Source organism: Luteococcus struthionis, assembly GCF_048595755.1.
Classification (GTDB): Bacteria; Actinomycetota; Actinomycetes; order Propionibacteriales; family Propionibacteriaceae; genus Luteococcus.
Map to the genome: position 1 here is coordinate 1,988,445 of NZ_CP184360.1, position 24,380 is coordinate 2,012,824.

22 protein-coding genes and 1 tRNA gene are annotated in these 24,380 nt (G+C 67.8%); 17 read left to right on the forward strand and 6 right to left on the reverse strand.

The annotated features are described in order from the left end of the window. Window positions 1–23 precede the first annotated feature (23 nt). The 5 genes from nuoL to ACOAMO_RS09135 all read left to right on the forward strand — a co-directional run bounded on the left by nuoL (window position 24) and on the right by ACOAMO_RS09135 (window position 7,103). Window positions 24–1,889: an NADH-quinone oxidoreductase subunit L gene (gene nuoL, locus ACOAMO_RS09115; RefSeq protein ID WP_420177000.1), complete on the forward strand. Its 1,866-nt coding sequence runs from the start codon at window positions 24–26 to the stop codon at window positions 1,887–1,889. 14 nt (window positions 1,890–1,903) lie between these two features. Continuing rightward, on the forward strand, window positions 1,904–3,406 hold the full coding sequence (locus ACOAMO_RS09120; protein WP_420174491.1) for an NADH-quinone oxidoreductase subunit M: 1,503 nt from the start codon (window positions 1,904–1,906) through the stop codon (window positions 3,404–3,406). Then, window positions 3,406–5,001, forward strand: coding sequence for an NADH-quinone oxidoreductase subunit NuoN (nuoN, locus tag ACOAMO_RS09125; RefSeq protein WP_420174492.1), 1,596 nt, complete (start codon window positions 3,406–3,408; stop codon window positions 4,999–5,001). The genes ACOAMO_RS09120 and nuoN overlap by 1 nt, the downstream gene beginning before the upstream one ends. Before the next feature lie 85 nt (window positions 5,002–5,086). After that, the gene (locus ACOAMO_RS09130; protein ID WP_420174493.1) at window positions 5,087–6,019 is read left to right on the forward strand and encodes a DUF2207 family protein; all 933 of its coding nucleotides are present in this window, start codon (window positions 5,087–5,089) and stop codon (window positions 6,017–6,019) included. A gap of 109 nt (window positions 6,020–6,128) precedes the next feature. Beyond that, on the forward strand, window positions 6,129–7,103 hold the full coding sequence (locus ACOAMO_RS09135; RefSeq protein ID WP_420174494.1) for a polyprenyl synthetase family protein: 975 nt from the start codon (window positions 6,129–6,131) through the stop codon (window positions 7,101–7,103). Window positions 7,104–7,220: 117 nt separating this feature from the next. Here ACOAMO_RS09135 and ACOAMO_RS09140 read toward each other — a convergent pair whose 3' ends face one another. Both ACOAMO_RS09140 and ACOAMO_RS09145 read right to left on the reverse strand, forming a co-directional pair. Then, on the reverse strand, window positions 7,221–8,288 hold the full coding sequence (locus tag ACOAMO_RS09140) for a 2-oxoacid:ferredoxin oxidoreductase subunit beta (protein WP_420174495.1): 1,068 nt from the start codon (window positions 8,286–8,288) through the stop codon (window positions 7,221–7,223). Next, window positions 8,285–10,321, reverse strand: coding sequence for a 2-oxoacid:acceptor oxidoreductase subunit alpha (locus ACOAMO_RS09145; protein WP_420174496.1), 2,037 nt, complete (start codon window positions 10,319–10,321; stop codon window positions 8,285–8,287). The genes ACOAMO_RS09140 and ACOAMO_RS09145 overlap by 4 nt, the downstream gene beginning before the upstream one ends. A 56-nt stretch (window positions 10,322–10,377) precedes the next feature. Between ACOAMO_RS09145 and ACOAMO_RS09150 the strand changes: the two genes are divergently transcribed. The 5 genes from ACOAMO_RS09150 to ACOAMO_RS09170 are packed head-to-tail and all read left to right on the forward strand — an operon-like array spanning window position 10,378 to window position 14,298. Next, complete coding sequence (locus ACOAMO_RS09150; protein ID WP_420177001.1) at window positions 10,378–10,815, forward strand: NADH-quinone oxidoreductase subunit B; 438 nt, start codon at window positions 10,378–10,380, stop codon at window positions 10,813–10,815. Then, complete coding sequence (locus ACOAMO_RS09155) at window positions 10,808–11,407, forward strand: NADH-quinone oxidoreductase subunit C (RefSeq protein WP_420174497.1); 600 nt, start codon at window positions 10,808–10,810, stop codon at window positions 11,405–11,407. The genes ACOAMO_RS09150 and ACOAMO_RS09155 overlap by 8 nt, the downstream gene beginning before the upstream one ends. After that, the gene (locus ACOAMO_RS09160) at window positions 11,404–11,799 is read left to right on the forward strand and encodes a 4Fe-4S binding protein (protein WP_420174498.1); all 396 of its coding nucleotides are present in this window, start codon (window positions 11,404–11,406) and stop codon (window positions 11,797–11,799) included. Before ACOAMO_RS09155 ends, ACOAMO_RS09160 begins: the two co-directional genes overlap by 4 nt. Continuing rightward, complete coding sequence (gene mptB, locus ACOAMO_RS09165) at window positions 11,796–13,367, forward strand: polyprenol phosphomannose-dependent alpha 1,6 mannosyltransferase MptB (protein ID WP_420174499.1); 1,572 nt, start codon at window positions 11,796–11,798, stop codon at window positions 13,365–13,367. The genes ACOAMO_RS09160 and mptB overlap by 4 nt, the downstream gene beginning before the upstream one ends. After that, window positions 13,336–14,298: an enoyl-CoA hydratase/isomerase family protein gene (locus ACOAMO_RS09170; RefSeq protein ID WP_420174500.1), complete on the forward strand. Its 963-nt coding sequence runs from the start codon at window positions 13,336–13,338 to the stop codon at window positions 14,296–14,298. Before mptB ends, ACOAMO_RS09170 begins: the two co-directional genes overlap by 32 nt. Window positions 14,299–14,388: 90 nt before the next feature. Here the strand turns inward: ACOAMO_RS09170 and ACOAMO_RS09175 are convergent, their stop codons facing one another. From ACOAMO_RS09175 to ACOAMO_RS09185, 3 genes are all read right to left on the reverse strand, one after another. After that, on the reverse strand, window positions 14,389–15,309 hold the full coding sequence (locus ACOAMO_RS09175; protein ID WP_420177002.1) for an exodeoxyribonuclease III: 921 nt from the start codon (window positions 15,307–15,309) through the stop codon (window positions 14,389–14,391). A gap of 76 nt (window positions 15,310–15,385) precedes the next feature. After that, a complete protein-coding gene (locus ACOAMO_RS09180) occupies window positions 15,386–15,676 on the reverse strand; it encodes a DUF2249 domain-containing protein (RefSeq protein ID WP_420174501.1) in 291 nt (96 codons plus the stop codon). 127 nt (window positions 15,677–15,803) lie between these two features. Then, window positions 15,804–16,298 carry a YajQ family cyclic di-GMP-binding protein gene (locus ACOAMO_RS09185; RefSeq protein ID WP_420174502.1) on the reverse strand — a complete coding sequence of 165 codons (495 nt, stop codon included), beginning with the start codon at window positions 16,296–16,298 and terminating at the stop codon, window positions 15,804–15,806. Between the two features lie 157 nt (window positions 16,299–16,455). Between ACOAMO_RS09185 and ACOAMO_RS09190 the strand changes: the two genes are divergently transcribed. The 4 genes from ACOAMO_RS09190 to ahpF all read left to right on the forward strand — a co-directional run bounded on the left by ACOAMO_RS09190 (window position 16,456) and on the right by ahpF (window position 19,490). Continuing rightward, window positions 16,456–16,538: transfer RNA gene (locus ACOAMO_RS09190), tRNA-Tyr, on the forward strand. Between the two features lie 93 nt (window positions 16,539–16,631). Beyond that, window positions 16,632–17,054 carry a Fur family transcriptional regulator gene (locus ACOAMO_RS09195; RefSeq protein ID WP_420174503.1) on the forward strand — a complete coding sequence of 141 codons (423 nt, stop codon included), beginning with the start codon at window positions 16,632–16,634 and terminating at the stop codon, window positions 17,052–17,054. Between the two features lie 253 nt (window positions 17,055–17,307). Next, window positions 17,308–17,871: an alkyl hydroperoxide reductase subunit C gene (gene ahpC, locus ACOAMO_RS09200; RefSeq protein WP_420174504.1), complete on the forward strand. Its 564-nt coding sequence runs from the start codon at window positions 17,308–17,310 to the stop codon at window positions 17,869–17,871. 44 nt (window positions 17,872–17,915) lie between these two features. Next, entirely contained in the window at window positions 17,916–19,490 is a 1,575-nt protein-coding gene (gene ahpF / locus ACOAMO_RS09205) for an alkyl hydroperoxide reductase subunit F (protein WP_420174505.1), read from the forward strand. A 63-nt stretch (window positions 19,491–19,553) separates the two neighbouring features. Here the strand turns inward: ahpF and ACOAMO_RS09210 are convergent, their stop codons facing one another. Further along, on the reverse strand, window positions 19,554–20,273 hold the full coding sequence (locus tag ACOAMO_RS09210; protein WP_420174506.1) for a DeoD-type purine-nucleoside phosphorylase: 720 nt from the start codon (window positions 20,271–20,273) through the stop codon (window positions 19,554–19,556). A gap of 161 nt (window positions 20,274–20,434) precedes the next feature. Here ACOAMO_RS09210 and ACOAMO_RS09215 point away from each other — a divergent pair, with 161 nt between their 5' ends. From ACOAMO_RS09215 to ACOAMO_RS09225, 3 genes are all read left to right on the forward strand, one after another. Continuing rightward, window positions 20,435–21,658, forward strand: coding sequence for an acetyl-CoA C-acyltransferase (locus ACOAMO_RS09215; RefSeq protein WP_420174507.1), 1,224 nt, complete (start codon window positions 20,435–20,437; stop codon window positions 21,656–21,658). Window positions 21,659–21,786: 128 nt separating this feature from the next. Further along, window positions 21,787–23,292, forward strand: a complete 1,506-nt coding sequence (locus ACOAMO_RS09220; RefSeq protein WP_420174508.1) for a CoA-acylating methylmalonate-semialdehyde dehydrogenase — start codon at window positions 21,787–21,789, stop codon at window positions 23,290–23,292. Next, window positions 23,289–24,356 (forward strand): enoyl-CoA hydratase/isomerase family protein, encoded by a 1,068-nt coding sequence (locus tag ACOAMO_RS09225; RefSeq protein WP_420174509.1) that lies wholly within the window; start codon window positions 23,289–23,291, stop codon window positions 24,354–24,356. Before ACOAMO_RS09220 ends, ACOAMO_RS09225 begins: the two co-directional genes overlap by 4 nt. The last annotated feature ends 24 nt before the right edge of the window (window positions 24,357–24,380 follow it).

The window sequence follows — 24,380 nt, forward strand, 5'->3', positions numbered from 1 at the left end:
TCACTCCCGTCGCCGCGAGCGGAATGTTCCGCTTCGCGTGGACGATGATCGCGGTGCCCGCCGCGGTGGCAGCCTTCCTGCTGCTGGCCGGCCGGGCCACCGACAAGTGGGGCCACCTGCTCGCCACGGCGGCAGCGCTCTACTCCTTCTCCATCGGCGCCTGCCTGTTCGCCGAGATGATGCTGGCCGACGAGGCCAACCGCGCCGTCTCGCACCAGCTGTGGACCCTGCTCGAGTCGGGCAACTGGAAGATCAACGTCGGCCTGCTGGTCGACCAGCTCTCCATCCTGTTCGTGCTGCTGATCACCGGTGTGGGTTCGCTGATCCACATCTACTCAATCGGCTACATGGCTCACGACGAGCGTCGTCGTCGCTTCTTCGCCTACCTGAACCTGTTCATCGCCGCGATGCTGGTGCTGGTGCTGGGCGACAACTACCTGATCACCTTCTTCGGCTGGGAGGGCGTGGGTCTCGCGTCCTACCTGCTGATCTCCTTCTGGCAGCACCGCACCTCGGCGGCGGTGGCCGGCAAGAAGGCCTTCGTCGTGAACCGCGTCGGTGACCTCGGTCTGATGATGGCCCTGTTCACCATGCTGGCCCAGTTCGGCAGCACCGCCTTCGTCGACGTGAACCGCAATGCCGCCGGCCTGTCGTCCACCTGGGCGACGCTGCTGGGTCTGTTCCTGCTGCTGGCCGCCTGCGGCAAGTCGGCACAGGTCCCGCTGCAGTCCTGGCTGCTCGACGCCATGGAGGGCCCGACCCCGGTCTCGGCCCTGATCCACGCCGCCACCATGGTCACCGCCGGTGTCTACCTGGTGATCCGCAGCCACCACATCTACGAGCAGACCCCCACCGCCCAGCTGGCCGTGGCCGTCGTCGGTACCGTGACCCTGCTCTTCGGTGCCTGGATCGGTACCAGCAAGGACGACATCAAGAAGGTGCTGGCCGGCTCCACCATGAGCCAGATCGGCTACATGATGCTGGCGGCGGGCCTGGGCCCGATCGGTGCGGCCTTCGCCATCTTCCACCTGGTCACCCACGGCTTCTTCAAGGCCAACATGTTCCTGGGTGCCGGTTCGGTGATGCACGGGATGGACGACGACGTGGACATGCGCCACTTCGGTGCGCTGCGCAAGGCGATGCCCATCACCTTCCTCACCTTCGCGATGGGCTACCTGGCCATCATCGGCTTCCCGTTCACCTCGGGCTTCTACTCCAAGGACCACATCATCGAGGCCGCCTTCGAGAAGTCCCCGGTCTTCGGCAGCCTCGCGTTGATCGGCGCGCTGGTCACGGCCTTCTACATGACCCGTCTGATGATGATGACCTTCTTCGGCGACAAGCGCTGGCTCAAGGGTGTCCACCCGCACGAGTCCCCGGCCACCATGACCATCCCGCTGGTGGTGCTGGCCATCCTGTCGATCGTCGCCGGTGCGGTGATGAACAACTGGATCGGCGAATGGCTGGCCCCGGCCACCGGCGCCGAGGTGCACGAGATGCAGCTGCTGCACATCACGCCGATCGGCTGGCTCACCATGGCCACCGTCGCGCTGGGTGTCTTCCTGGGCTGGTTCTTCTTCCGCAAGGACATCCCGTCCTACCAGCCGGCCACCGACAACGTGTTCGCCATCGCGGGCCGCAATGACCTGTACGGCGACGCCTTCAACGAGGCCGTCTTCATGCGCCCGGGCCAGAAGCTGGTGGGCGTGCTCGATCACGCCGATCGCCACGTGGTCGACGGCGCCGTGATGGGTACCGCCACCGCCCTGGGCGGCATGTCCACACTCGTCCGCAAGCTGCAGAACGGCTTCGTCCGCAGCTATGCCCTCACCATGGTCGCCGGTGCGGTCCTGGTCGGGCTTGCACTGATCCTCGGCCAGCTGGCCTGAGGGGAGGAGAAACAATGACTTTCCCCTTGCTCACCGCGCTGGCCCTGGTGCCACTGATCGGTGGACTGGTCCTGTTCTTCGTGAAGGGAGCCGCGGGCCGCGTGCTGGGGCTGGGCATCAGCCTGGTGACCCTGGCGCTGGGCCTGGTGGCCTTCTTCAGCAGCAGTGACCTGGCCGAGAACCACCTGTGGATCTCCTCGATCGGAGCCCACTACGCGCTGGGGCTGGACGGCATGGCCAAGGCCATGGTCCTGCTCACCGTGGTCCTGGTCCCGATCGTCCTGCTCGCCGAGTGGGACGTCGACGAGCAGCCCGGCACCTGGAGCGCCAGCACCTTCTTCGCGCTGGCCCTGATGCTCGAGGGCTTGGCCCTGTTCGTCTTCATGGCCACCGACGCGCTGCTGTTTTACATCTTCTTCGAAGCCACGCTGATCCCGATGTACTTCTTGATCGGCGGCTGGGGCGGCCCGCGCCGCGCCCAGGCTGCGTTGAAGTTCCTGCTGTACTCGCTGGCCGGCGGTCTGGTGATGCTCGTCAGCATCATCGGGCTGGGGGCCCACACCGCAGCCTCGGACAATCCGAGCTTCCTGATCGACGACCTGGCCGCCCTCAACATCGACGGCAATGTCGGTCGTTGGCTGTGGCTGGGCTTCTTCATCGCCTTCGCGATCAAGGCCCCGATGGTGCCCGTGCACACGTGGCTGCCCGACACCGCCGAACAGGCCACGCCGGGCTCCTCGACGCTGCTGGTGGGCATCCTCGACAAGATCGGCACCTTCGGCATGATCCGCTTCTGCCTGGAGATCTTCCCCGAGGCCAGCAAGTGGGCCACCCCGGTGGTGCTCGGGCTCGCCGTCGTCTCGATCTTCTACGGCGCCCTGATGGCGATCGGCTCGCGCCACCTGCTGCGTCTGGTCAGCTACACCTCGATCAGCCACTTCGGCTTCATGGTGCTGGGCATCTTCGCCTTCACCACCCAGTCGATGAACGGCACGATCTTCTACATGCTGAACCACGGTTTCTCCACCGCAGCGCTCTTCCTCGTGGTGGGCTTCCTGATCCGTCGTCGCGGCTCGGCCGACATCGCCGACTTCGGCGGTGTGCAGAAGGTGGCCCCGGTGGCTGCCGGCCTCTTCCTGGTCTCGGGCCTGTCGGCCCTGGCCCTGCCCGGCATGTCGAGCTTCATCAGCGAGTGGATGGTCATGGCCGGTGCCTGGCAGCGCCACCCGGTGCTGACCGCCGTCTCCGCCGTGGGCACCGTGCTCGCCGCCCTGTACATCCTGCTGGCCTACCAGCGCACGATGACCGGACCGGTCACCGAACAGGCCGACGAGCACTTCACCAACAACGACCTGAACCTGCGTGAGAAGGCCGTCATGGCCCCGCTCATCGCGCTGCTGCTGGGGCTGGGCTTCCTGCCCACCCCGATGCTGCAGGTCACCGAGAACACCGTGAAGGACACCATGGCCCAAGTTGGCATGACCGATCCGGCACCTGTCGTGAAGGGAGCCAAGTGATGATTCCCCTCGACGTCATGGTCCCGATGGAGATTCCGTACCCGCAGCTGGAATACCGCCTGCTGGCGCCGCTGATCGTGGTGCTGGTGGGTGCCGGCCTCGGCATCGGCGTGGAGTCGACCAGCAAGCGAGGCCCCCGCTACGGGGCCCAGCTGATCGTCACCACCATCACCCTGGTGACCGCCCTGGCGCTGACCATTCGCAACTGGATGGTCGGTGGCAAGCAGATCGGTGCCGTGGGCAGCATCGCCTTCGACGGCCCCACCTACTTCACCTGGGCCTGCCTGCTGGTCTTCGGGCTGCTGGCCGCGCTGCTCTTCGCCGAACGCAAGCTCTCCGGCGGCCAGTCGCAGTTCACGCCCATGGGCTCGGCGGTGCCGGGCTCCCCGCTGGAGCGTGAGGCCACCGCCGCCCGTGCCGAGCACACCGAGGTCTTCCCGCTGCTGGTGCTCAGCCTGTTCGGCATGATGCTGTTCGCCTCGGCCAATGACCTGATCGTGATGTTCGTGGCGCTGGAGATCTTCTCCCTGCCGCTGTACCTGCTGGCCGGTCTGGCGCGTCGTCGCCGGATGCTGAGCCAGGAGGCCGCGCTGAAGTACTTCCTGCTGGGCTCGCTGTCCAGCGCGATCTTCCTGTACGGCGTGGCCCTGCTCTACGGCTTCTCGGGCTCCTTCCAGCTGCGGGGCATCGACCTGGCCGTCTCGGCCGGCAGCCAGGGCCGCGGCCTGCTGCTGGCCGGCATGGGCATGGTGGCCGTCGGCCTGCTGTTCAAGGTGGGCGCGGTTCCCTTCCACTCGTGGACGCCCGACGTCTACAACGGTTCGCCCACTCCGGTCACCGGTTTCATGGCCATCTGCACCAAGTTCGCGGCCGTGATCGCCCTGATGCGCGTCTTCTACGTGGCACTCGGTGCTGCCCGGTGGGACTGGCAGCCGCTGCTGGCCGTCATCGCCGCCGTCACCATGGTGATCGGCGCCCTGATCGGTCTGAGCCAGACCGACGTGAAGCGCATGCTGGCCTACTCCTCGATCGCCCATGCGGGCTTCATCCTGGTGGCCATCGTGGGCGCCAGCACCGCGGTCAGTGGTCTGCCCGCCGGCGGTATCGGTTCCACCGCCTCCGTGCTGTTCTACCTGGCCGCCTACGGCCTGGCGACGCTGGGTGCCTTCGCGCTGATCCCGATGGTGCGCAAGGCCGGTGGCGAGGCGACCGGTCTGGCCTCCTGGCAGGGCGTGGGTCGCCGCAAGCCGGCCCTGGGCATCCTGATGGGGCTCTTCCTGCTGAGCTTTGCGGGCATCCCGCCGACGGCCGGTTTCGTCGGCAAGCTCGTGGTCTTCACCTCGGCCTGGAAGGGCGGTTACGCCTGGCTGGTGGCCCTGGCCATCCTGTGCAGCCTGGTGGCAGCCTTCTTCTACATCCGCATGATGGTGGTGATGTTCTTCCGCGATCCCGTCGACGACGAGGTCGAGGTGGTGGACGCCTCCTGGATGAGCTGGCTCGTGGTGGCCGTCGGTGCCATCGGCACCGTGCTGCTGGGCGTGTGGAGCACGCCCCTGCTGGACCTGGCGGAGCAGGCCTCCATCTTCCTGCGCTGAGCCTTCCAGAGCCTGACGGCCCGTCCTCCCCTCGGGAGGGCGGGCCGTCGTCGTGCCTGACCCGGCACGGTGTATGAAGGGGTGCATGATCTTTCGTGGTCGCGACGAGCAGTTCGTGGGGGTACTTCCCGGCCAGTTTCCCGCCGAGGGCCAGCCGGTGGCCGTCGGCAACGTGCGGGGCGGCCATGAGTGGCGCGGCGAGGTGGCGGTGCAGTTCCAGCCGCCCAAGGACGTGGCTCCCGCCCTGGCCGGCACGGTGATCGACGGTGTGGTGGATGCGCGTGATCTGGCCGCGATGATGATCGACCTGAGCCTGCGGGGTTGGTTCACCCTGAAGAAGCAGGGCGACGACTGGCAGCTGAGCCTGCTGCGTCCCATCATTGCCGCCGAGTTGGCACCGGCCGAGGTCCTGTTGCTGCAGGGACTGTTCCCCGGGCAGGTCGAGACGGTCCTGCTCAGCCAGGCCAAGTCCACGCTGGGCCGCCCGCTGCGGGGCTGTCGCGACGAGCTCTACCGCGAGGTGGTGCACCAGGGCTGGTATTCCCGTGACCCGCGCCGCGGTCGCCTCGCCCGGCTGGTGCGGGGGAGGGTGCCGCGAACCGCCGGTGGGACCGCGGTGCGGATCCAGACGATGGGCTTTCGCCACTATCTCCGTACGGCCGAGGCCAGCCAGATCCGCTTCGAGGAGGCCGCAGACCAGTTCAGTCGCTACCTGCCCTACGCCATGGTCTTCGGAATCGCGGACCGGTGGGCCGGCGTGATCGCCGAGGTGGTGCGCCGTGAGCAGGTGCTCGACCCGGCCGCCGTTGCCGCGGAGGTCGCCAGCGATCCGGTGGCCTGGGAACTGCTGGGCGGTCTGGTGGACCTGGCCGGTGCGGGGGTCGAGGTGGTGGATCTCGCCTGCGAGGTGGGCGGCCTGCTCGACCTGGGCGCCGCTCTGGGTGGGATCGGTGAGGCCTTTGAAGGACTGGGCGACTTCCTCGATGGATTCGACCTGTTCGACCTGTTCGACTTCTGAGGCATCCTGCCGCCCCGAATCCGGGCGCGGGAAGTTGGGGGCGGGGCGGGGCAAGCACTAGGCTGGGTACGGTCTGCATGGACCCCGCCCGCAGGAAATGAGGAGAACCGTGACCCACGTCGTGGACGAGGCCTTCGAGGCCTCGGTGACTGGTCGATTGGCCGTCATCGAGGAAGAACTGGTCAAGGCCGCCGTGGCCGACAGCCCCTTCGTCACCGAGGCGGCGCGTCACATCATCAATGCCGGCGGCAAGCGCTTCCGGCCGCTGCTGGTGATCCTGGGCTCCTGCTTCGGTGAGCAGGTCAGCGAGGAAGACCTGGTGCGGGCCGCCCTGGTGGTGGAGCTCACCCATGTCGCCAGCCTGTACCACGACGACGTCATGGACGATGCCGACATGCGTCGCGGTGCCCCCAGCGCCAATCGTCGCTGGGACAACTCGATCGCCATCCTGGTGGGCGACTACCTGTTCGCGCGGGCCTCCACCACCGTGGCAGACCTGGGCACCGACTACGTGCGGCTGCAGGCCGAGACCTTCGCCCGTCTGGTCCAGGGCCAGATCGCCGAGACACGTGGCCCCAGCGCCGAGGAGGATCCGCTGGCGCACTACCTGCAGGTGGTCTCCGACAAGACCGGTTCGCTGATCGCCACCTCCGCGGTCTTCGGCGGCATGGTGGCCGGCGCCCCCCAGGAATACCTGGCAGCGCTGGACGCCTTCGGCGAGGAGATCGGCGTGGTCTTCCAGCTCAGCGACGACATCATCGACATCACCAGCGACGAGACCGGCAAGACCCCCGGCACCGACCTGCGCGAGGGGATCCCCACGCTGCCCACGCTGCTGCTGAAGGCCTCCACGGATCCGGCCGACGAACAGCTCAAGACGATGATCGCCTCGGACCTCAGCTCCGACGATGTGCTGGCCGAGACGCTGGAGCAGCTGCGCGCCCACCCGGTGATCGAGCAGGCCCGTGCCGAGGTGCAGCGCCATGCCGATCTGGCCCTGGGCCACCTGGCACCGCTGCCGGAGGGCCCTGCCAAGCAGGCGCTGGCCAAGATCTGCAATGACCTGGTGAGCCGCTCCATCTGAGACGGCTGGCGAGGCCGCAAGACGGCACCTGGACGACGAAAGGGGCTCCGCACCACTGGTGCGGAGCCCCCTTCCACGTCTCAGTGACGCCCGGCCCGGATCACGGGAAGGGCTGGGTCACATGATGGTCCAGGTGTCGCGCCCGTCCACCATCGCCTGCAGGCCGGACTCGGTGCGCTCGCCCCGCGCCATCGCCACCTGCTCCCGGGCCAGGTCGTCATAGGCGGGGCGCTCGACATTGCGGAAGACGCCGATGGGGGAGCGGTGCATCACGCCACCGTCGGTGAGACGGCTCAGCGCGAAGGCCAGCGAGGGATCGGCGTGGTGCTCGTCGTGCACCAGGATCTTGTCCAGCCCCACCTGCGAGACCTCGACGATCTCGACCGAGCCGTCGCTCTTCTGCACCACGCCCAGGTGGTTGTCGGCGCCGAAGACGATCGGCTCCCCATGGCGCAGCGGGATGATCGACTCGTCGGAGCCGGTGCCCTTGAGGTCCTCGAAGGCTCCGTCGTTGAAGATCGGGCAGTTCTGGTAGATCTCCACCAGCGCCGTGCCACGGTAGTCCGCAGCCGCCTTGAGTACCTCGGAGAGGTGCTTGCGGTCGGAGTCGACGGTGCGGGCCACGAAGCCTGCCTCCGCGCCCAGCGCCAGCGAGACCGGGTTGAAGGGGGTGTCCAGTGAACCCAGCGGGCTCGACTTGGTGACCTTGCCGGTCTCCGAGGTGGGCGAGTACTGGCCCTTGGTCAGGCCGTAGATGCGGTTGTTGAACAGCATGATCGTCATGTTGACGTTGCGGCGCATGGCGTGGATCAGGTGATTGCCGCCGATGGACAACGCATCGCCGTCGCCGGTGACCACCCACACGCCCAGGTCGGGCCGGGTGACGGCCACACCGGTGGCGATCGAGGGGGCCCGACCGTGGATGGAGTGCATGCCGTAGGCGTCCACGTAGTAGGGGAAGCGCGACGAGCAGCCGATGCCCGAGACGATGACGGTGTTCTCCCGCTTGATGCCCAGTTCCGGCATCAGGCCCTGGAAGGCGGCCAAGATCGCGTAGTCGCCGCAACCCGGGCACCAACGCACCTCCTGGTCGCTGGTGAAGTCCTTGCGGTTGAGCGGTTCGATGCTGAGCGGCACCCCGGCGAGCCCGCGGTAGCCGGGAGTCTGGTCGTCGGTGGTGGTCACTTCTGCTCCTCAATGGTGTTGGTGCGGGCGGACTCGGCGCGCAGCTGTGCCTGCTCGGAATCGGGCGCGAGCTCCCCGTCTCCCATGTCCTCGCTGCCGGGCCCGACGGGGGCCTCGGCGTCGGGCACCGGGGTGGTGCCGTTCGCGGCGATCGCGTCGATCTCCTGGATCAGGTCGGCCTCGAGCTCGCTGAGCGAGATGGGCAGGCCGAAGACACGCGAGTAGCTGTGCACGTCCACCAGGTACTTGGCGCGCAGCATCATGGCGAACTGCCCCAGGTTCATCTCGGGCACGATCACCTTCTCGTAGCGCTTGAGCACCTCGCCCAGGTTGGCGGGCAGGGGATTGAGGTGGCGCACATGGGCCTGCGCCACCGAGCGGCCGTCCTTGCGGACTCGCCGCACCGCCGCGGTGATGGGGCCGTAGGTGGAGCCCCAGCCGAGCACCAGCACCTTGGCGTCACCGGTGGGATCGTCCACTTCCACGTCGGGGATGTCGCGGACGATGCCGTCCACCTTGGCCTGGCGTAGCCGCACCATCTTGTCGTGGTTGGCGGGGTCGTAGGAGATGTTGCCGGTGCCGTCGGCCTTCTCGATGCCGCCGATGCGGTGTTCCAGGCCGGGGATGCCGGGGATGGCCCAGGCGCGCGCCAACGTCTCGGGATCGCGCTTGTAGGGCAGGAAGTCCTCGCCCTCGTTGGGGCCGGTGGCAAAGTTCGGGTCGATCTGGGGGATCTGGTCGATCTGCGGGATCCGCCACGGCTCGGCGCCATTGGCCAGGTAGCCGTCGGACAGCAGCACCACCGGGGTGCGGTAGGTGACGGCGATCCGCACGGCCTCCACGGCCATGTCAAAGCAGTCCGCGGGGGTGGCCGGGGCGAGCACCGGCACCGGCGCCTCACCATTGCGGCCGTACATCACCTGCAGCAGGTCGGCCTGCTCGGTCTTGGTGGGCATGCCCGTGGAGGGCCCGGCGCGCTGCACGTCGACGACCACCAGCGGCAGCTCGGTCATCACGCCCAGACCGATCGTCTCGGCCTTCAGGGCGATGCCGGGGCCGGAGGTGGAGGTGACACCGAGGGCTCCCGCGAAGGAGGCACCCAGGGCGGCACCGACGCCGGCGATCTCGTCCTCGGCCTGGAAGGTGATGACGCCCTCGGCCTTGTGCTTGCTCAGCTCGTGGAGGATGTCGGAGGCCGGGGTGATGGGGTAGGAGCCCAGGAAGAGCTGCAGGCCGGCCTTCTCCGCGCCGACGATCAGACCGTAGCTGGTGGCCAGGTTGCCACTGATCTGGCGGTAGACGCCCGGCTTCATCGGTGCCTTGGCCACCTCGTAGCGCACCGCGAACTCCTCGGTGGTCTCACCGTAGGCGTAGCCGGCGCGGAAGGCGGCGATGTTGGCGTCGCGGATCTCGGGCTTCTTCGCGAACTTCTCGCCCAGGAATTCCTCGGTGCCCTCGGTGGGGCGGCTGTAGAGCCAGTTCAGCAGGCCCAGCGCGAACATGTTCTTGGAGCGGGCCGACTCCTTGCGGCCCAGCCCGAACTCCTTCACCGAGCCCACGGCCAGGCCGGTCAGGTCGAGCGCCACCACCTGGTAGTCGGTCAGCGACCCGTCCTCGAGCGGATTGGCCTCGTAACCCACCTTGGTGAGGTTGCGCTTGGTGAATTCGGCGGTGTCGACCAGCACCAGGCCGCCACGGGGCAGGTCCTTCAGGTTGGCCTTCAGGGCGGCGGGATTCATCGCCACCAGCACGTCGGGACAGTCACCGGGGGTGACGATGTCGAAATTGGCGAAGTGCAGCTGGAAGCTGGAGACGCCGGGCAGGGTGCCCTGGGGTGCACGGATCTCGGCGGGGAAGTTGGGCAGGGTGGAGATGTCATTGCCCATGGTGGCCGAATCATGGGTGAAGCGATCACCGGTCAACTGCATGCCGTCGCCGGAATCACCCGCGAATCTGATCACTACTCGCTCGAGTACATGTACACCAGTCACCAGGGGCCTCTTTCCGGAACGAAGACAACACTCGACTCCCAAGCCTAACCCCCGGGGAACGCCGGTTCATTCCCCAGCCCGTTAGGCTTCTGGGCGTGATGGGTGTTGAACGCGGTGACTACATCGACTGGTTCGGCGACGGCTCGGTGCTGGTCGTCGACCTTGCGCTGGCCTGCTGCGCCCTCGAATCGGAGTTCGCCGTGCCGCTGGAGGCGTCTCGATTGGCGGAACCCACCGCGGGGTCCATCGTGCTGGCCGTCGTCTCCGGAACTCTGACCGATGCCCTGTCGCCCCTTGTCAGGAGTAAGATCGAGGTTCTGGCGCCCGATCGAGTGGTCAGTTTCGGTGCCTGTGCCTGCGCCGGGGGTCCCTACTGGGATGCGTGGAGCGTCACGAAGGGGGTCGACCAGCTGGTGCCGGTGGACCACTGGATCGCGGGCTGCCCGCCGCCACCCGGGGCCCTGCACGAGGTGGTGTGCGCAGTGCGTGAGGAAATTGGCCAACGCGCGTCCCTGCAGGAGGAGTCCCGTGACTGACCAGCAGCTTCCCCATGGCGTCGAGGACCAGGTCTGCGACGTCGCGGCCGACCAGTGGCTGGAGAGGTTGACCGAGCTGGCCCACAGCCATCCCTTCCTCGATTGGATCGGTGCGGCCGATGAGCTGGGCCGCAGCGACGAGCTGCGCGTCGTGGCCCGACTGGTCGACTTCGGTCAGCAACCCGCCCGGGGGGTGCGGCTGCAGACCCGCGTCCCGCGCAACGATCCGCACCTTCCGACGGCCAGCGGCGTGTTCGCCGGGGCCCTCTGGCACGAGCGCGAGGTGCACGACTTCTACGGCGTCGTCTTCGACGGTGGCGACCAAGCGGTGCTGTTGAACCACGCCGCCGCACTGCCGGGCACCGAAGCTCCCTTGCGCAAGGACTTCGTGCTGGGGGCACGCGCCGCCCAGCCGTGGCCCGGCGCCAAGGAACCCGGGCAGGGTGCCTCGGCGCCGAGTCGACGCAAGATGGCCCCACCAGGGGTTCCCGACCCCAGCATCTGGGGAGACCGAGACCCGCAGCTGGCTGCGGCCAGCGCTGAAGAGATCGCTGCGGCCGTCGCCGGCGGTCGCGTGAGGAGGCGGCGATGAGCCAGCCAGAATCGAACCAGCCAGAAACACCACGGGCCCCGATGCACGGCTCCATCCGCCTGATCGAGGAGAACTGCACCTCCTGCATGATCTGCGCCCGTGAGTGCCCTGCCTGGTGCATCCAGATCGATTCCCACACCGAACGCGTCGAGGGGCAGGGCGGTGCACCGATCGGTGGTGCTGCCGCCGCTTCGGCCACCTCGGGCTATGCCCGTTCGCGGGAACGTTCGCGCAATGTACTGGACCGCTTCGAGATCGACTGGTCGCTGTGCATGTACTGCGGCATCTGCGTGGAGCAGTGCCCCTTCGACGCCCTGGAATGGGCCGGTGCCCACGTGGCCAGCGCCACCGACCCGGACGGCCTGCGACAAGGACGCGAGCAGCTGCGGTGAGCAGCGTCGCCCCCTTCTCCGTCGCCAACCTCGACCTGCACTGGAGCAGTGTGCGCCGGGCCTGGGCGGTGCACAATGTGCGCCGCGGTGCCTACGGCACTGGCCTGATCACCCTGGGCTCGCTCACCCCCGCCTACCTGCCGCAGAACTCCCCGTGGTGGCGGATGCTGCGCTGGCTGCACCTGACCGGCACTCCCGCCCGGGTGCTGGGGACCCTGCTGGTGGTGGCCGGTCTGGCGCTGCTCGTGGACGCCTGGTTCCGGATGCGCCCCGGAGCACAGCCCGAAGGGGAGGCGGTGGCCTACCACCACCTCAAGCACTGGGCGGTGCTCGGCATCTGGGGCACTCCCTTCCTGCTCGCACCCCCGATCTTCAGCCACGACGCCTATTCCTATGCCGCGCAGGGGTGGTTGATCCACAACGGGATCAACCCCTACCACGGCAACGTGATGCTGCTGCCGGGGGCCTTTGCCGACCAGGTGGCCTGGGTGTGGCGACGAACTCCGGCCCCCTACGGCCCACTGAGCCTGCAGATGCAGCACCTGATCGTCGACCTGACCGGCTTCGATCCCTATCTCTCGGCGCTGGCGATGCGTCTGCCGGCACTGCTCGGTGTGGTGATGATCGGCCTGTTGGTGCCTCGCATCGCGGTCGACCTGCGCATGGACCCGGCCCGCGCGGCGTGGATGGCAACCCTCAACCCGGTCCTGGTCATCGACTTCATCGGTGGCGCGCACAACGATGCGCTCATGGTGGGCCTGATGGTGTTGGGGGTGTGGTTGGCCTTCCGTGCGCGGGGTGCGTGGCTGCCCGCCGCCGTCGTGATCGGGGCGGCGGCCGCGGTGAAACAGCCCGCGATCATGGCCGCCTACGCCCTGCCACTGATCGCTCGACCATGGGCCAGCTGGCACTGGCGTGAGGTGCTGGTCACCGCGCTGCGGGTGCTGGTCAGCTTCGCGCTGGCCATCGGCAGTTTCGCAGGCATCACCCACCTGACCCGGCTGGGGTGGGGCTGGCTGGACGCCGTCGACGTGCCGGGCATGGTGGTGACCTTCTCTCCCTTCACCATCGTCGGGCAGGCGGCGCAGCTGGTGGCCAACTGGTTCCAGCTCGACCCGTCGGGGGATGCCCTGCTGCGGATCTCGCGGGGGGCCGGCCTGCTGCTGTCGGTGACGCTGATCGCCATCTATGCGCTCACCGTGGCGCGTCGACGTCCGGTCACCTTCCTCGCCTGGAGCTTCCTGGTGGTGGCGCTGTGCGCTCCGGCCCTGCACTCCTGGTACGTCCTGTGGGGCGGCGTGCTGCTGCCGCTGACGCGTCCCTCCAAGCGGATGGTGCGCACTGCGGTCTACACCACCGTGGTGCTGCTCTCCTATGCCGCGATCAACCTGGCCTGGCGCAACAGCGTCAGCGCCGTGGACTCGATGAACCCGGCCGTCGCGGTGGGGGTGGCAGCCGTGGCAGGCTTTGCATGGCAGGTACGTACCCATGAACGAGTCACCGATGCGCGCAGGCGACGACGCCACAGGAGGCACCATGACCGAGCAGGATCCGAAGACCACGACTGACCAGCACGTCCGCTTCGAACGCGACGGGGGTCTGGGGCGCGTCGTCCTGGATCGTCCCAAGGCCATCAACGCCCTCAGCGTGGCGATGATGGTGCAGCTCGACGAGCAGCTGCGCGCCTGGCGGGAGGACCCGGCCGTCACCGAGGTGGAGATTCGTGGCGAGGGGGAGCGGGGTTTCTGCTCCGGTGCCGACGTGCGCGAGATCCGCGAGCTGGTGCTCACCGATCCGGACGCGGCGGTGGGCTTCTTCGAGCTCGAGTACGGCGTCAACCAGATGATCGCGACCTTCCCCAAGCCGGTCACCTCGCGGGTGCACGGCATCTCGATGGGTGGCGGCCTGGGCCTGGCGCTGCACGCCCGGCACGTGGTGGCCGAGCCCTCGCTGCAGCTGGCCATGCCCGAGACCACCATCGGCCTGTTCCCTGATGTCGGGATCAACTGGCAGTTGGCCAGCGCACCGGGCGAGACGGGCACCTATCTGGCCATGACCGGCCAGACCATCGACGCCGCCGGCGCCCGCTATGCGCAGCTGGTGGACGAGGTCACCGGCGGGGTACCCGAGGAGCCCAGCCAGCTGGAACGTGACCGGGAGTGGATCGACGAGTGCTTTGCCGGGGACGACGCGGCGCAGATGCTGGAGCGGCTGCAGGAACATCCCGAGGAGCGGGCACGGCAGACGGCCGAGGTGCTGGCCCAGAAGTCACCGCTGAGCGTGTGTGTGGCCCTGGAGGCGGTGCGACGGGCCGGACGGATGACCTCGGTCTCCGAGGTGCTGGCCCAGGACCTGACGCTGGCCCGCAACTTCGTGGCCGATTCGGACTTCGTCGAGGGGGTGCGCGCCCAGCTGGTGGACAAGGACCGCAATCCCACCTGGCGCCACGTCAGCCTCGACCAGGTACCCGTCGACTGCGTGCAGCGCATGTTCCGCTGACCCGGCCCGCACGCTTCCCGGGTGGTGCACTCGTTCCCCGAGTTGTGCCCCCCGTTCCCCGAGCTTGTCGAGGGGGCCAGCGGTGGAGGTTCAGAAGTCGTAGTCGACCACGACCGGGGCGTGGTCGCTCATCCGGGCCTCGTAGCTCTCGGCGCGGTCGGTGCCGCCCTGGATGGCGAGCTTGGCCAGCTTGGGGGTGGCGAACTGGTAGTCGATGCGCCACCCGGCGTCGCGGACGAAGGCCTGGCCCATCCAGCTCCACCACGAGTAGGGGCCGTCCTGGTCGGGGTGGAGGCGCCGCACCACGTCCACCAGGGTGCGGGGGGAGAGGATCTCGTCGAGCCAGGCGCGCTCCTCGGGCAGGAAGCCTTCGCTCTTGAGGTTGCCCTTCCAGTTCTTGATGTCGTGCTCGGTGTGGGCGATGTTGAAGTCACCCATCACCAGGAATTCCCGGCCCTGCGCCGCGGCGGTGCGGCGGGTGCGGGTCAGGTGCCGGGCGAATCCCTTGAGGAAGCTCATCTTGCGCTGGTACTTGGCCCCGCCGTCGGGCTTGTCGCGTCCGTTCTTTCCCGCGGCCTGGAGCTCGGCGGGCAGCCCACCCTTGGGCAGGTAGAGGCAGCCGACGGTCAGCGGCTTGTCGGACAGGTCCACCTCCAGGTAGCGACCCTCGGTGGCAAAGGCCTTCAGCTCGCGGGCCAGCACATCACGCTCGGCTGGCTCGCGCAGCTCGACGTGGGCATCGCCGGGGGCGCGCACCAGGGCACCGGCGCCCCAGCTGCGAACGTCCAGTGGCTCCTGCCGGGTGAGGATGGCCACTCCATTGCGTCCGGCCAGTTGCCCGGCGTCATAGGAGAGGTGGTAGTCGCCGAACACGCCGTCGGGCAGCATCGGGACGGGGCAGCGCACCTCCTGTAGCCCGACCACGTCGCAGTCGCGCTGGGCCAGCCACTCCTCGAAGCCCCGCTTCTGGGTGGCACGGATTCCGTTGACGTTGAAGGAGGCGACGCGCAGCATGGCGGCCAGCCTAGCCGCTGGGTACGACAGTGCCCGCCGGTGTGGCTGGCCGGCGGGCACGGGAGCGTGTTGATCAGGCCTTGGAGAAGCGGATCCGGTAGGCCTGCGGGGTGGGGTCGATCACCTCGGTGCCGTAGACACCGGGGAAGAGCTGCTCGATCTGGTCCAGCAGGGGAGTGGGCACGTGCGGGGCGACCAGGTCCATCTGGCCGCCGCTGGGCAGCTGGCCCAGCGCGCCGATGATGGCCCCGTGACGCACGGCGTGCGGGATCTGGCCGGCCACCAGTGTGGGGACCTCGGTCTCGTGGTCGTGGCCGCAACCGCAGCCTCCGGACTGGTTGGCAAGGGGCAGTTCAGTGGGCATGCGCCAAATATAGCCGGAATAATCCGTGATTAAGTATTGGGGGTGCGCCGGAAGGTGGAGCCATGAAAAGTGTGGATGGCAACCACCGTCCTCGATGGCTACCATCCACACTTTTCGTGGTCAGGCTTCAGCGGTAATTGGTGAACTGGACCGCGAAGTCGTAGTCCTGCGCCTTCACCAGCTGCTGGACGGCCTGCAGGTCGTCGCGCTTCTTGGAGCTGATGCGCAGTTCATCACCCTGGATCTGGGCCTTGACTCCCTTGGGGCCCTCGTCGCGGATCAGCTTGGAGATCTTCTTGGCATTCTCCTGGGTGATGCCCTGCTTGGTGGAGCAGGTGATCTTCCACATCTTGCCGCTCAGGCGGGGCTCGCCGGACTCGATCGCCTTGAGGCTCACGCCGCGCTTGATGAGCTTGGACTGGAAGACGTCGAGCACGGCCTTGGCTCGCTCCTCGCCATTGCTCTCGATCTCGATGGTCTCCTCGCCCGACCACTTGATGGTGGAATCGGTGTTCTTGAAGTCGAAGCGCTGGCTGACCTCGCGGGCGGCCTGGCCGAGCGCATTGTCCACCTCCTGGCGGTCGACCTTGCTGACGATGTCGAAGGAGCTGTCGGCTGCCATGGTTCCTCCTGGGGTGACGGGCGATGCGGCCCGGTCGGGGTCAGGGATTGACGCCGGTTGGCGTCCGGTCGTGGCCAATTGTGCCAGCCCCACCCGCTCGATTGGCGAGATGCCGGGATGGGCTGCTAATGTTTCTCCTCGCCGGGTCAACCGGCATGGCAGATTGCCCGAGTGGCCAAAGGGAGCAGACTGTAAATCTGTCGGCGTACGCCTACGTAGGTTCGAACCCTACATCTGCCACTCGAAAGCCCCGGATCTTGATCCGGGGCTTTCGTGTCATCTGGGGCCAGTTGCACCGATGGCGCATGATGGACTCATGACGAGGGAGGCGTGATGGAGGGCCAACAGGCTTCGGCCGAGCTGCTTCGCGGGGCCGGCATGCGGGTGACCGCCATCCGCACCGCCGTGCTCGACGTGCTCGCGCAGTCCCCGCACGCCCAGGTGGAGCAGGTGCGTGCCGGTGTGCTCGATCGGCTCGGCTCCGCCTCCGTGCAGTCGGTCTACGACGCACTCAATGCGCTGCGCGAGGCGGGCGTGGTGCGCAAGGTGGAGTTGGCCGGGCATCCGGCGCGCTACCAGATCCACGCCCATGACAATCACCATCACATGGCCTGCCGTGGCTGCGGCAAGGTGGTCGACGTCGCCTGCGCGGTCGGGCGGATGCCGTGTCTCACGCCCGTCGACACCCATGGCTTCGAGCTGGACGAGGCCGAGGTCATCTACTGGGGCCTGTGCCCGGACTGCCGGGCGGACTGACCGCGACGCCACGATTCTTCGTTGCCGGACCCGACATCCCTGAGGGGTGTCGGGTCCGTTGCGTTCGGTCTCGCTCACTGCGCCCGAATGTCACTGCGGCTGGATAGATTGGGAGTGCACCCCGACGGGTGGCGGTGCAGGTCTGGCGCGGGGCGGCGCCCTTGCTTTCGGGGAGCACAAGCCCTAAGCTAAATCTTGAAAGGTTCCAGTTTCTGGAACTCTTCCAAAATAACAACCGTGAAAGGTTCTTCGCATGTCGCTCATGAACACCAAGATCCTCCCCTTCAAGACCGATGCCTACAAGGACGGTCAGTTCGTCGAGGTCTCCGAGGCCGATGTCCTGGGCAAGTGGTCCGTCTTCTTCTTCTACCCGGCCGACTTCACCTTCGTCTGCCCCACCGAGCTCGGTGACATGGCTGACCACTACGAGGAGCTGAAGGCCCTCGACGTCGAGGTCTTCGCCGTGAGCACCGACTCGCACTTCGTGCACAAGGCCTGGACCGAGGCCTCCGAGGAGGTCGGCAAGATCAAGTACTACATGCTGGGCGACACCACCTGGCAGATCACCAAGAACTTCGACAACCTGCGTGAGGACGAGGGCCGCGCCGACCGCGCCACCTTCCTCGTCGATCCCGACGGCGTCATCCAGTACATGGAGGTCACCGCCGAGGGCATCGGCCGTGAGGCCGGCCAGCTGATCCGCAAGATCAAGGCCGCCCAGTACGTGCGTAACCACCCGGGTGAGGTCTGCCCCGCCAAGTGGGAAGAGGGCGAGCAGACCCTCAAGCCCGGCATCGACCTCGTGGGCAAGATCTGATCCAGATCACTCCCAGCATCAACACACACCCTTAAGTAGGAGCCATGGCTGTTCTTGATTCCAACCTCACCGCGCAGCTCTCGCAGCTGCTGACCAAGGTCGTCGAGCCGATCGAGCTGGTCGCCAGCGTCGACGATCGCCCCAAGTCGACCGAGATGGTCGAGCTGCTGAACGAGATCGCGGCGTTGTCGGACAAGATCAGCGTCCGCACTGATGGCGACGACGCGCGCAAGCCGTCGTTCGCCATCGTGCGGACCGGATCGGACATCAGCGTCCGATTCGCTGGCATCCCGCTGGGTCACGAGTTCAGCTCCCTTGTCCTGGCCCTGGTCCAGGTGGGCGGCAATCCCGTCAAGGAGGACGCCGACCTGATCGACCAGGTCAAGGGGCTGGACGGTGACTACGAGTTCGTCACCTACATGTCGCTGACCTGCCAGAACTGCCCCACCGTGGTGCAGGCGCTCAATGCGATGGCGGTGCTGAACCCGCGCATCAAGCACACCGCGGTCGAGGGTTCGCTCTTCCAGGGCGAGGTGAACGAGAAGAACATCCTCGCCGTCCCGCAGGTCTACCTCAACGGTGAGCCCTTCGCCTCTGGCCGGATGGAGATGGCTGATTTCGTCGCCAAGCTCGACTCCGGCGCTGGCGAGCGCGCCGCCAGCAAGCTCAACGAGCTCGACCCCTACGAGGTGCTCGTTGTCGGCCAGGGGCCCGCTGGTGCCGCCGCCGCCATCTACACGGCCCGCAAGGGCTTCCGGACCGGTCTGGTGGGGGAGCGCTTCGGTGGCCAGGTGCTCGACACCATGAGCATCGAGAACTTCATCTCCGTGCCGAAGACCGAGGGCCCCAAGTTCGCCGCGGCCCTGGAGCAGCACGTCGGCGACTACGACATCGACGTGCTCAAGAACCTCTCGGCCACCGGAGTCGTGCCGGCCTCGGAGCAGGGCGGCTACCACACTGTCAAGTTCGGTGACCAGGCATCCCTGAAGGCCCGCACTGTGATCCTCGCCACCGGGGCCAGCTGGCGCCTGATGTCGGTGCCGGGCGAGGACGAGTACCGCAACAAGGGCGTGACCTTCTGCCCGCACTGCGACGGCCCGCTGTTCAAGGGCAAGAAGATCGCCGTCGTCGGCGGTGGCAACTCCGGCGTCGAGGCGGCCATCGACCTGGCGGGTGTGGTCGACCACGTGACGGTCGTCGAGTTCATGGACACGCTGAAGGCCGACGGTGTGCTGCAGAAGAAGCTCACCTCCATGCCCAATGTCGACGTCATCACCAGCGCCCAGACCACCGAGGTGGTCGGTGACGGTGCGCAGGTGACCGCGCTGAAGTACAAGGACCGCACCACCGACGAGGAGAAGCAGCTGGAGCTTTCCGGCGTCTTCGTCCAGATCGGCCTGCTGCCCAATACCCGGTGGCTGCAGGACAGCGGTGTCGAGCTGTCCCCGCGCGGTGAGATCGAGATCAACGAGCGTGGCGAGACCTCGGTGCCGGGCATCTTCGCCGCCGGCGACTGCTCCACCGAGCCGTACAAGCAGATCGTCGTCGCGCAGGGCTCGGGTGCCACCGCGGCCCTGAGCGCCTTCGACTACCTGATCCGCAACTCGGCCGGTTCCTGATCGACGCACACGACGCTGCCCCGCACTCCAACCGGAGTGCGGGGCAGTGCGCTGTCGTGGCCTTCAGGCGAGCAGGCCGGCGGTGGCGATGCGCAGCGCGTCGCCGAAGCGGGTCTCGCGCTCCTCGGCGTCCATGTCGCCCGAACCGTCCTTGAGGTGGTCGCTGACCGTCAGCACGGTCAGGGCCTCGGCGTCCTCGGCCAGGGCGCACTGGAAGAGCGCGGCCGACTCCATCTCCACCCCCAGCGTTCCCATCCGATCGAGCCCGGCGACGATGTCGGGCCGGTCCAGATAGAAGAAGTCGCTGGAGTAGACCGCGCCGACGTGCACCTGCGCACCCTCGGGCGGAGTGGCCCGGGCCTCGGCGACGGCCCCGCGCAGCATGTCGAAGCTGGCCGCCAGCGACAGGTTGATGCCGGGCACATGGATGGTGGCGATGCTCGAGTTGGTGTGGGCCGCATTGGCGATGATGACGTCTCGCACCTTCACCTTCGAGGAGATGCCTCCCGTGGTCCCCACGCGGCAGATGCGCTTGACCCCGTAGAAGCGGAAGAGCTCGGTGGCATAGAGGGCCGTGGTGGGGACGCCCATGCCGGAGGCCATCACGCTCATCGGCGTGCCGCGGTGCTTGCCGGTGAAGATGTTGTTGCCACGCACGTCGCTCACCAACCGGGCGTCGTCCAGGAAGGACTCGGCGATGCGCTTGGCCCGGCGGGGGTCTCCGGGCATCAGGACGAGCTCGGCGATGTCGCCCTTCTCGCAGGAGATGTGGGGTGTGGTCATGGGTGGATCCGTTCTGTTGCTGGTCGGCGGGGCACAGGGCCGTGGGGCAAGCCTAGTTTGCCGGTTCAGGACCTTGGTCACCGTCCTTGGCTGTGGCATTCATCACATCTCAACTGTACGATTGGCAAAGAAACCGTACTCAATGATGAGAAGAGGTTCCGATGTCTGGAGCAAACGCGCCGGTCCGCACTCCGCGGGCCGAGGACCGGTCCGACGACGTGGTGGTGGTCGGGGCTCGACGCACTCCGTCGGGCCGTCTGCTGGGGCAGCTGTCGAGCATCCCGGCTGTCGAGCTGGGGGCGATGGCGATCAAGGGCGCCCTGGAGGCGGGTGGCATCGATCCGGGAGAGGTCCAGGCGGTCATGCTCGGGCAGGTGCTCCAGGCGGGCGTCGGCCAGAATCCCGCTAAGCAGGCGGCCCTGGGGGCCGGCCTGCCGGCCAGCGCCCACACCGTGACGATCAACAAGGTCTGCCTGTCCGGGCTGACCGCCATCATCGATGCCTCCCGGCTGCTGCGCTGTGGCGAGGCCGACGTGGTGGTGGCCGGGGGTATGGAGTCCATGTCGCGGGCGCCCCACCTGCTGCCGGAGCTGCGCGCCGGGAGATCCTATGGCAGTGGCACGGTGCTGGACCACATGGCACTCGACGGGCTCACCGCCGCGGATCTCGGCATCCCGATGGGCGAGCTCAGCGAGCGGTATGCAGACGTCTATCCGGTGACTCGTCAGGAGCAGGACGAGTACGCGGTGCAGAGCCATCGCCGTGCGCATCAGGCGTGGGAGCAGGGAATCCTGACCCGCGAGGTGGTGCCCGTGAATGTGCGTGGCCGCAAGGGTGAGGTCGTGGTCGATCGAGATGAGGGCTTGCGCCCCGAGTCCACCGTCGAGTCGCTCGCGAAGCTGCGCCCCGCCTTCACTCCCGACGGAAGCATCACGGCAGGCAATGCCTCCGCGATCTGCGACGGCGCCGCGGCCGTGGTGCTCACCACTCGCGAGCGAGCCCAGCGCGAGGGGTGGGCGGTGATGGCCACGGTGCGCGCCTGCGGTCAGGTGGCCGGGCCCGACGCGTCCCTCCAGGCGCAGCCGGCGCGGGCCATTGCCCAGGCGCTGGAGCGTCAGGGCTGGAGCGTGGAGGACCTGGACCTGGTGGAGATCAACGAGGCCTTCGCCGCCGTGGTCGTCCACTCGGCCCGGGAGCTGGGCCTGGACCTGGAGAAGGTCAACGAGTGCGGGGGAGGGATCTCGATCGGTCATCCGATCGGGGCCTCGGGTGGGCGGCTCGCTGTCCATCTGGCCCACCAGATCGCCAATGGGCGCGCCGAGAGGGGCGCGATCGGCCTGTGCGGTGGCGGCGGACAGGGAGAGGCGCTGCTGCTTGAGCGGTGATTCCCCTGGTTGGGAGCCTGGCTGTCCGGGCCTTGAAACCCACTCTGGTATTTGGAAGTCAAACTATGTACTGTGTGATTAAAGCCACATTCTTGGGCAGTCAATGACGACAGGCAGAGGAAGCAATCATGACTCGTGAAGTGCACCACTACATCGACGGGGCGATCGTCGAGGGCAAGTCCGGCCGCTATGCAGACATCTACAACCCTTCCAAGGGAGAGGTGCAGGGCCGCGTCGCCCTGGCCACCCGTGACGAGGTCACCAAGGCCGTCGACGTGGCTGCCGCGGCGCAGCCCGCCTGGGCCGCCACCAGCCCCCAGAAGCGCGCCCGCATCCTGGGCCGTTTCGTGGAGCTGGTCCGCGAGAACATCGACGAGCTGGCGGCCCTGCTGTCCAGCGAGCACGGCAAGGTGATCGCCGACTCGATGGGTGACATCGAGCGTGGCCTGGACGTCGTCGAGTTCTCGATGGCCGCCCCGCACATGCTCAAGGGAGAGTTCTCCGACAGCGTGGGCCGAGGAATCGACACCTACTCGATGCGCCAGCCCCTGGGCGTGGTGGCGGGCATCACGCCCTTCAACTTCCCCGCCATGATCCCGCTGTGGAAGTGCGGCCCGGCGCTGGCCGCCGGCAATGCCTTCATCCTCAAGCCCTCGGAGCGTGACCCCGGCGTGCCGCTGCGCCTGGCGGAGCTGTGGACCGAGGCGGGACTGCCCGATGGCATCTTCCAGGTGGTCAACGGTGACAAGGAGTCCGTCGACGCGCTCCTCGAGGACCCGCGCGTCAAGGCCTACGGCTTCGTCGGCTCCACACCCATCGCCCAGAGCATCTACACCCGCGCCGCCGAGCTCGGCAAGCGCGCCCAGTGCTTCGGCGGCGCCAAGAACCACATGGTGATCATGCCCGACGCCGACCTGGACCAGGTGGCCGACGCCCTCGTCGGCGCCGCCTACGGCTCGGCCGGCGAGCGCTGCATGGCCATCTCGGTGGCCGTCCCCGTGGGCGAGGAGACCGCCGATGCACTGGTGGCCAAGATGAAGGAGCGCGCCGAGAAGCTCACCGTCGGCGCCTCGGAGGATCCCAAGGCCGACTACGGACCGCTGGTGGCCCAGTCCGCGCTGGATCGCGTCATCGACTACATCGGCCAGGGCGAGGCCGCCGGGGCCGAGCTGGTCGTCGACGGCCGTGGTTTCAGCCTGGAGGGCCACGAGAACGGCTACTTCATCGGCCCGACCCTGTTCGACAAGGTCACCACCGACATGAGCATCTACACCGACGAGATCTTCGGCCCGGTGCTGTGCATCGTGCGGGCCAAGGACTACGAGGAGGCGCTGGCCCTGGTCAGCGACCACGAGTACGGCAACGGCACCTCGATCATGACCCGCAACGGCGACGCCGCCCGGGACTTCGCCGCCCGCGTCGACACCGGCATGGTGGGCATCAACGTCCCGATCCCCGTGCCGATCGGCTTCTACACCTTCGGCGGCTGGAAGGCGTCCGGCTTCGGCGACCTGAACCAGCACGGTCCCGACGCCTTCCGCTTCTACACCAAGACCAAGACCGTCACCTCCCGCTGGGCCGCCGGCACCAAGGACGGCTCGGCCTTCGTGATGCCGCGGGGTGACCAGTCGTGACCTCGATCGACCTGGGCACCGACGAGGTGCTAGCGGAGGTCCGCGGCCGCGCGGGGGTGATCACCCTCAACCGGCCCAAGGCCATGAATGCGCTCAACCAGACCATGGTCGACGCCCTCGTCCAGGTCCTGGACCAGTGGCGGGATGACGACGACGTCGCCGTCGTCCTCCTGCGTGGGGCGGGGGAGCGCGGCCTGTGCGCCGGTGGCGACGTGGTGAGCCTGTACCACGACGCCAAGGCCAATGGCACCGAGGGCGCGCGGTTCTGGGGCAGCGAGTACCCGCTGAACCTCGCCATCTCGCAATACCCCAAGCCCTATGTCGCGATCATGAATGGCATCGTGCTGGGCGGCGGGATCGGCGTCTCGGCACACGGCTCGCACCGCATCGTCACCGACGACACCCGGGTGGGCATGCCCGAGACCGGCATCGGCTTCGTGCCCGACGTCGGCGGTTCCCACCTGCTCACCCACGTGCCCGGTCACCTGGGCACCCACCTGGCGCTGACCGGCGCCCACGTGGGTGCCGGGGAGGCTATCGAGTGCGGTCTGGCCGACGTCTACGTCCCGGCCGACCAGATCGAGGCGCTCGTGGACGAGCTGTGCACCAGCGGCGACGCCGATGCGGTGGTCGGGGTGCACGCGCGCCCCGCCCCCGCGGGCTTCACCGCCGAGCACGACGTGATCGAGCAGGTCTACGACCATGACACCGTCGAGAAGATCCTCGCGGCGCTCGACGAGGTCGACGACGACTGGGCCCGCGATGCCGCCAAGCGGATCCGACGCAACAGCCCCCTCGCCCTCAAGGTGACGCTGGAATCGCTGCGCCGGGCCCGCGGCCAGAGCCTGGCCGAAGCGCTGGACACCGAGTTCCGGGTCTCGATGAACATGCAGCGCGGGCATGACTTCGTCGAGGGGATCAGGGCCCAGCTGGTCGACAAGGACCGCAATCCGCAGTGGCAGCCGGCCACCCTCGAGGAGGTCGGCGAGGCAGACGTGGAGCGCGTCTTCGGCCCCGTCGACGACGACCGGATCACCGAACTCAACCTGGCCCAGCAGGCCTGAACCCGTAGCACGGGAAGGACAGAC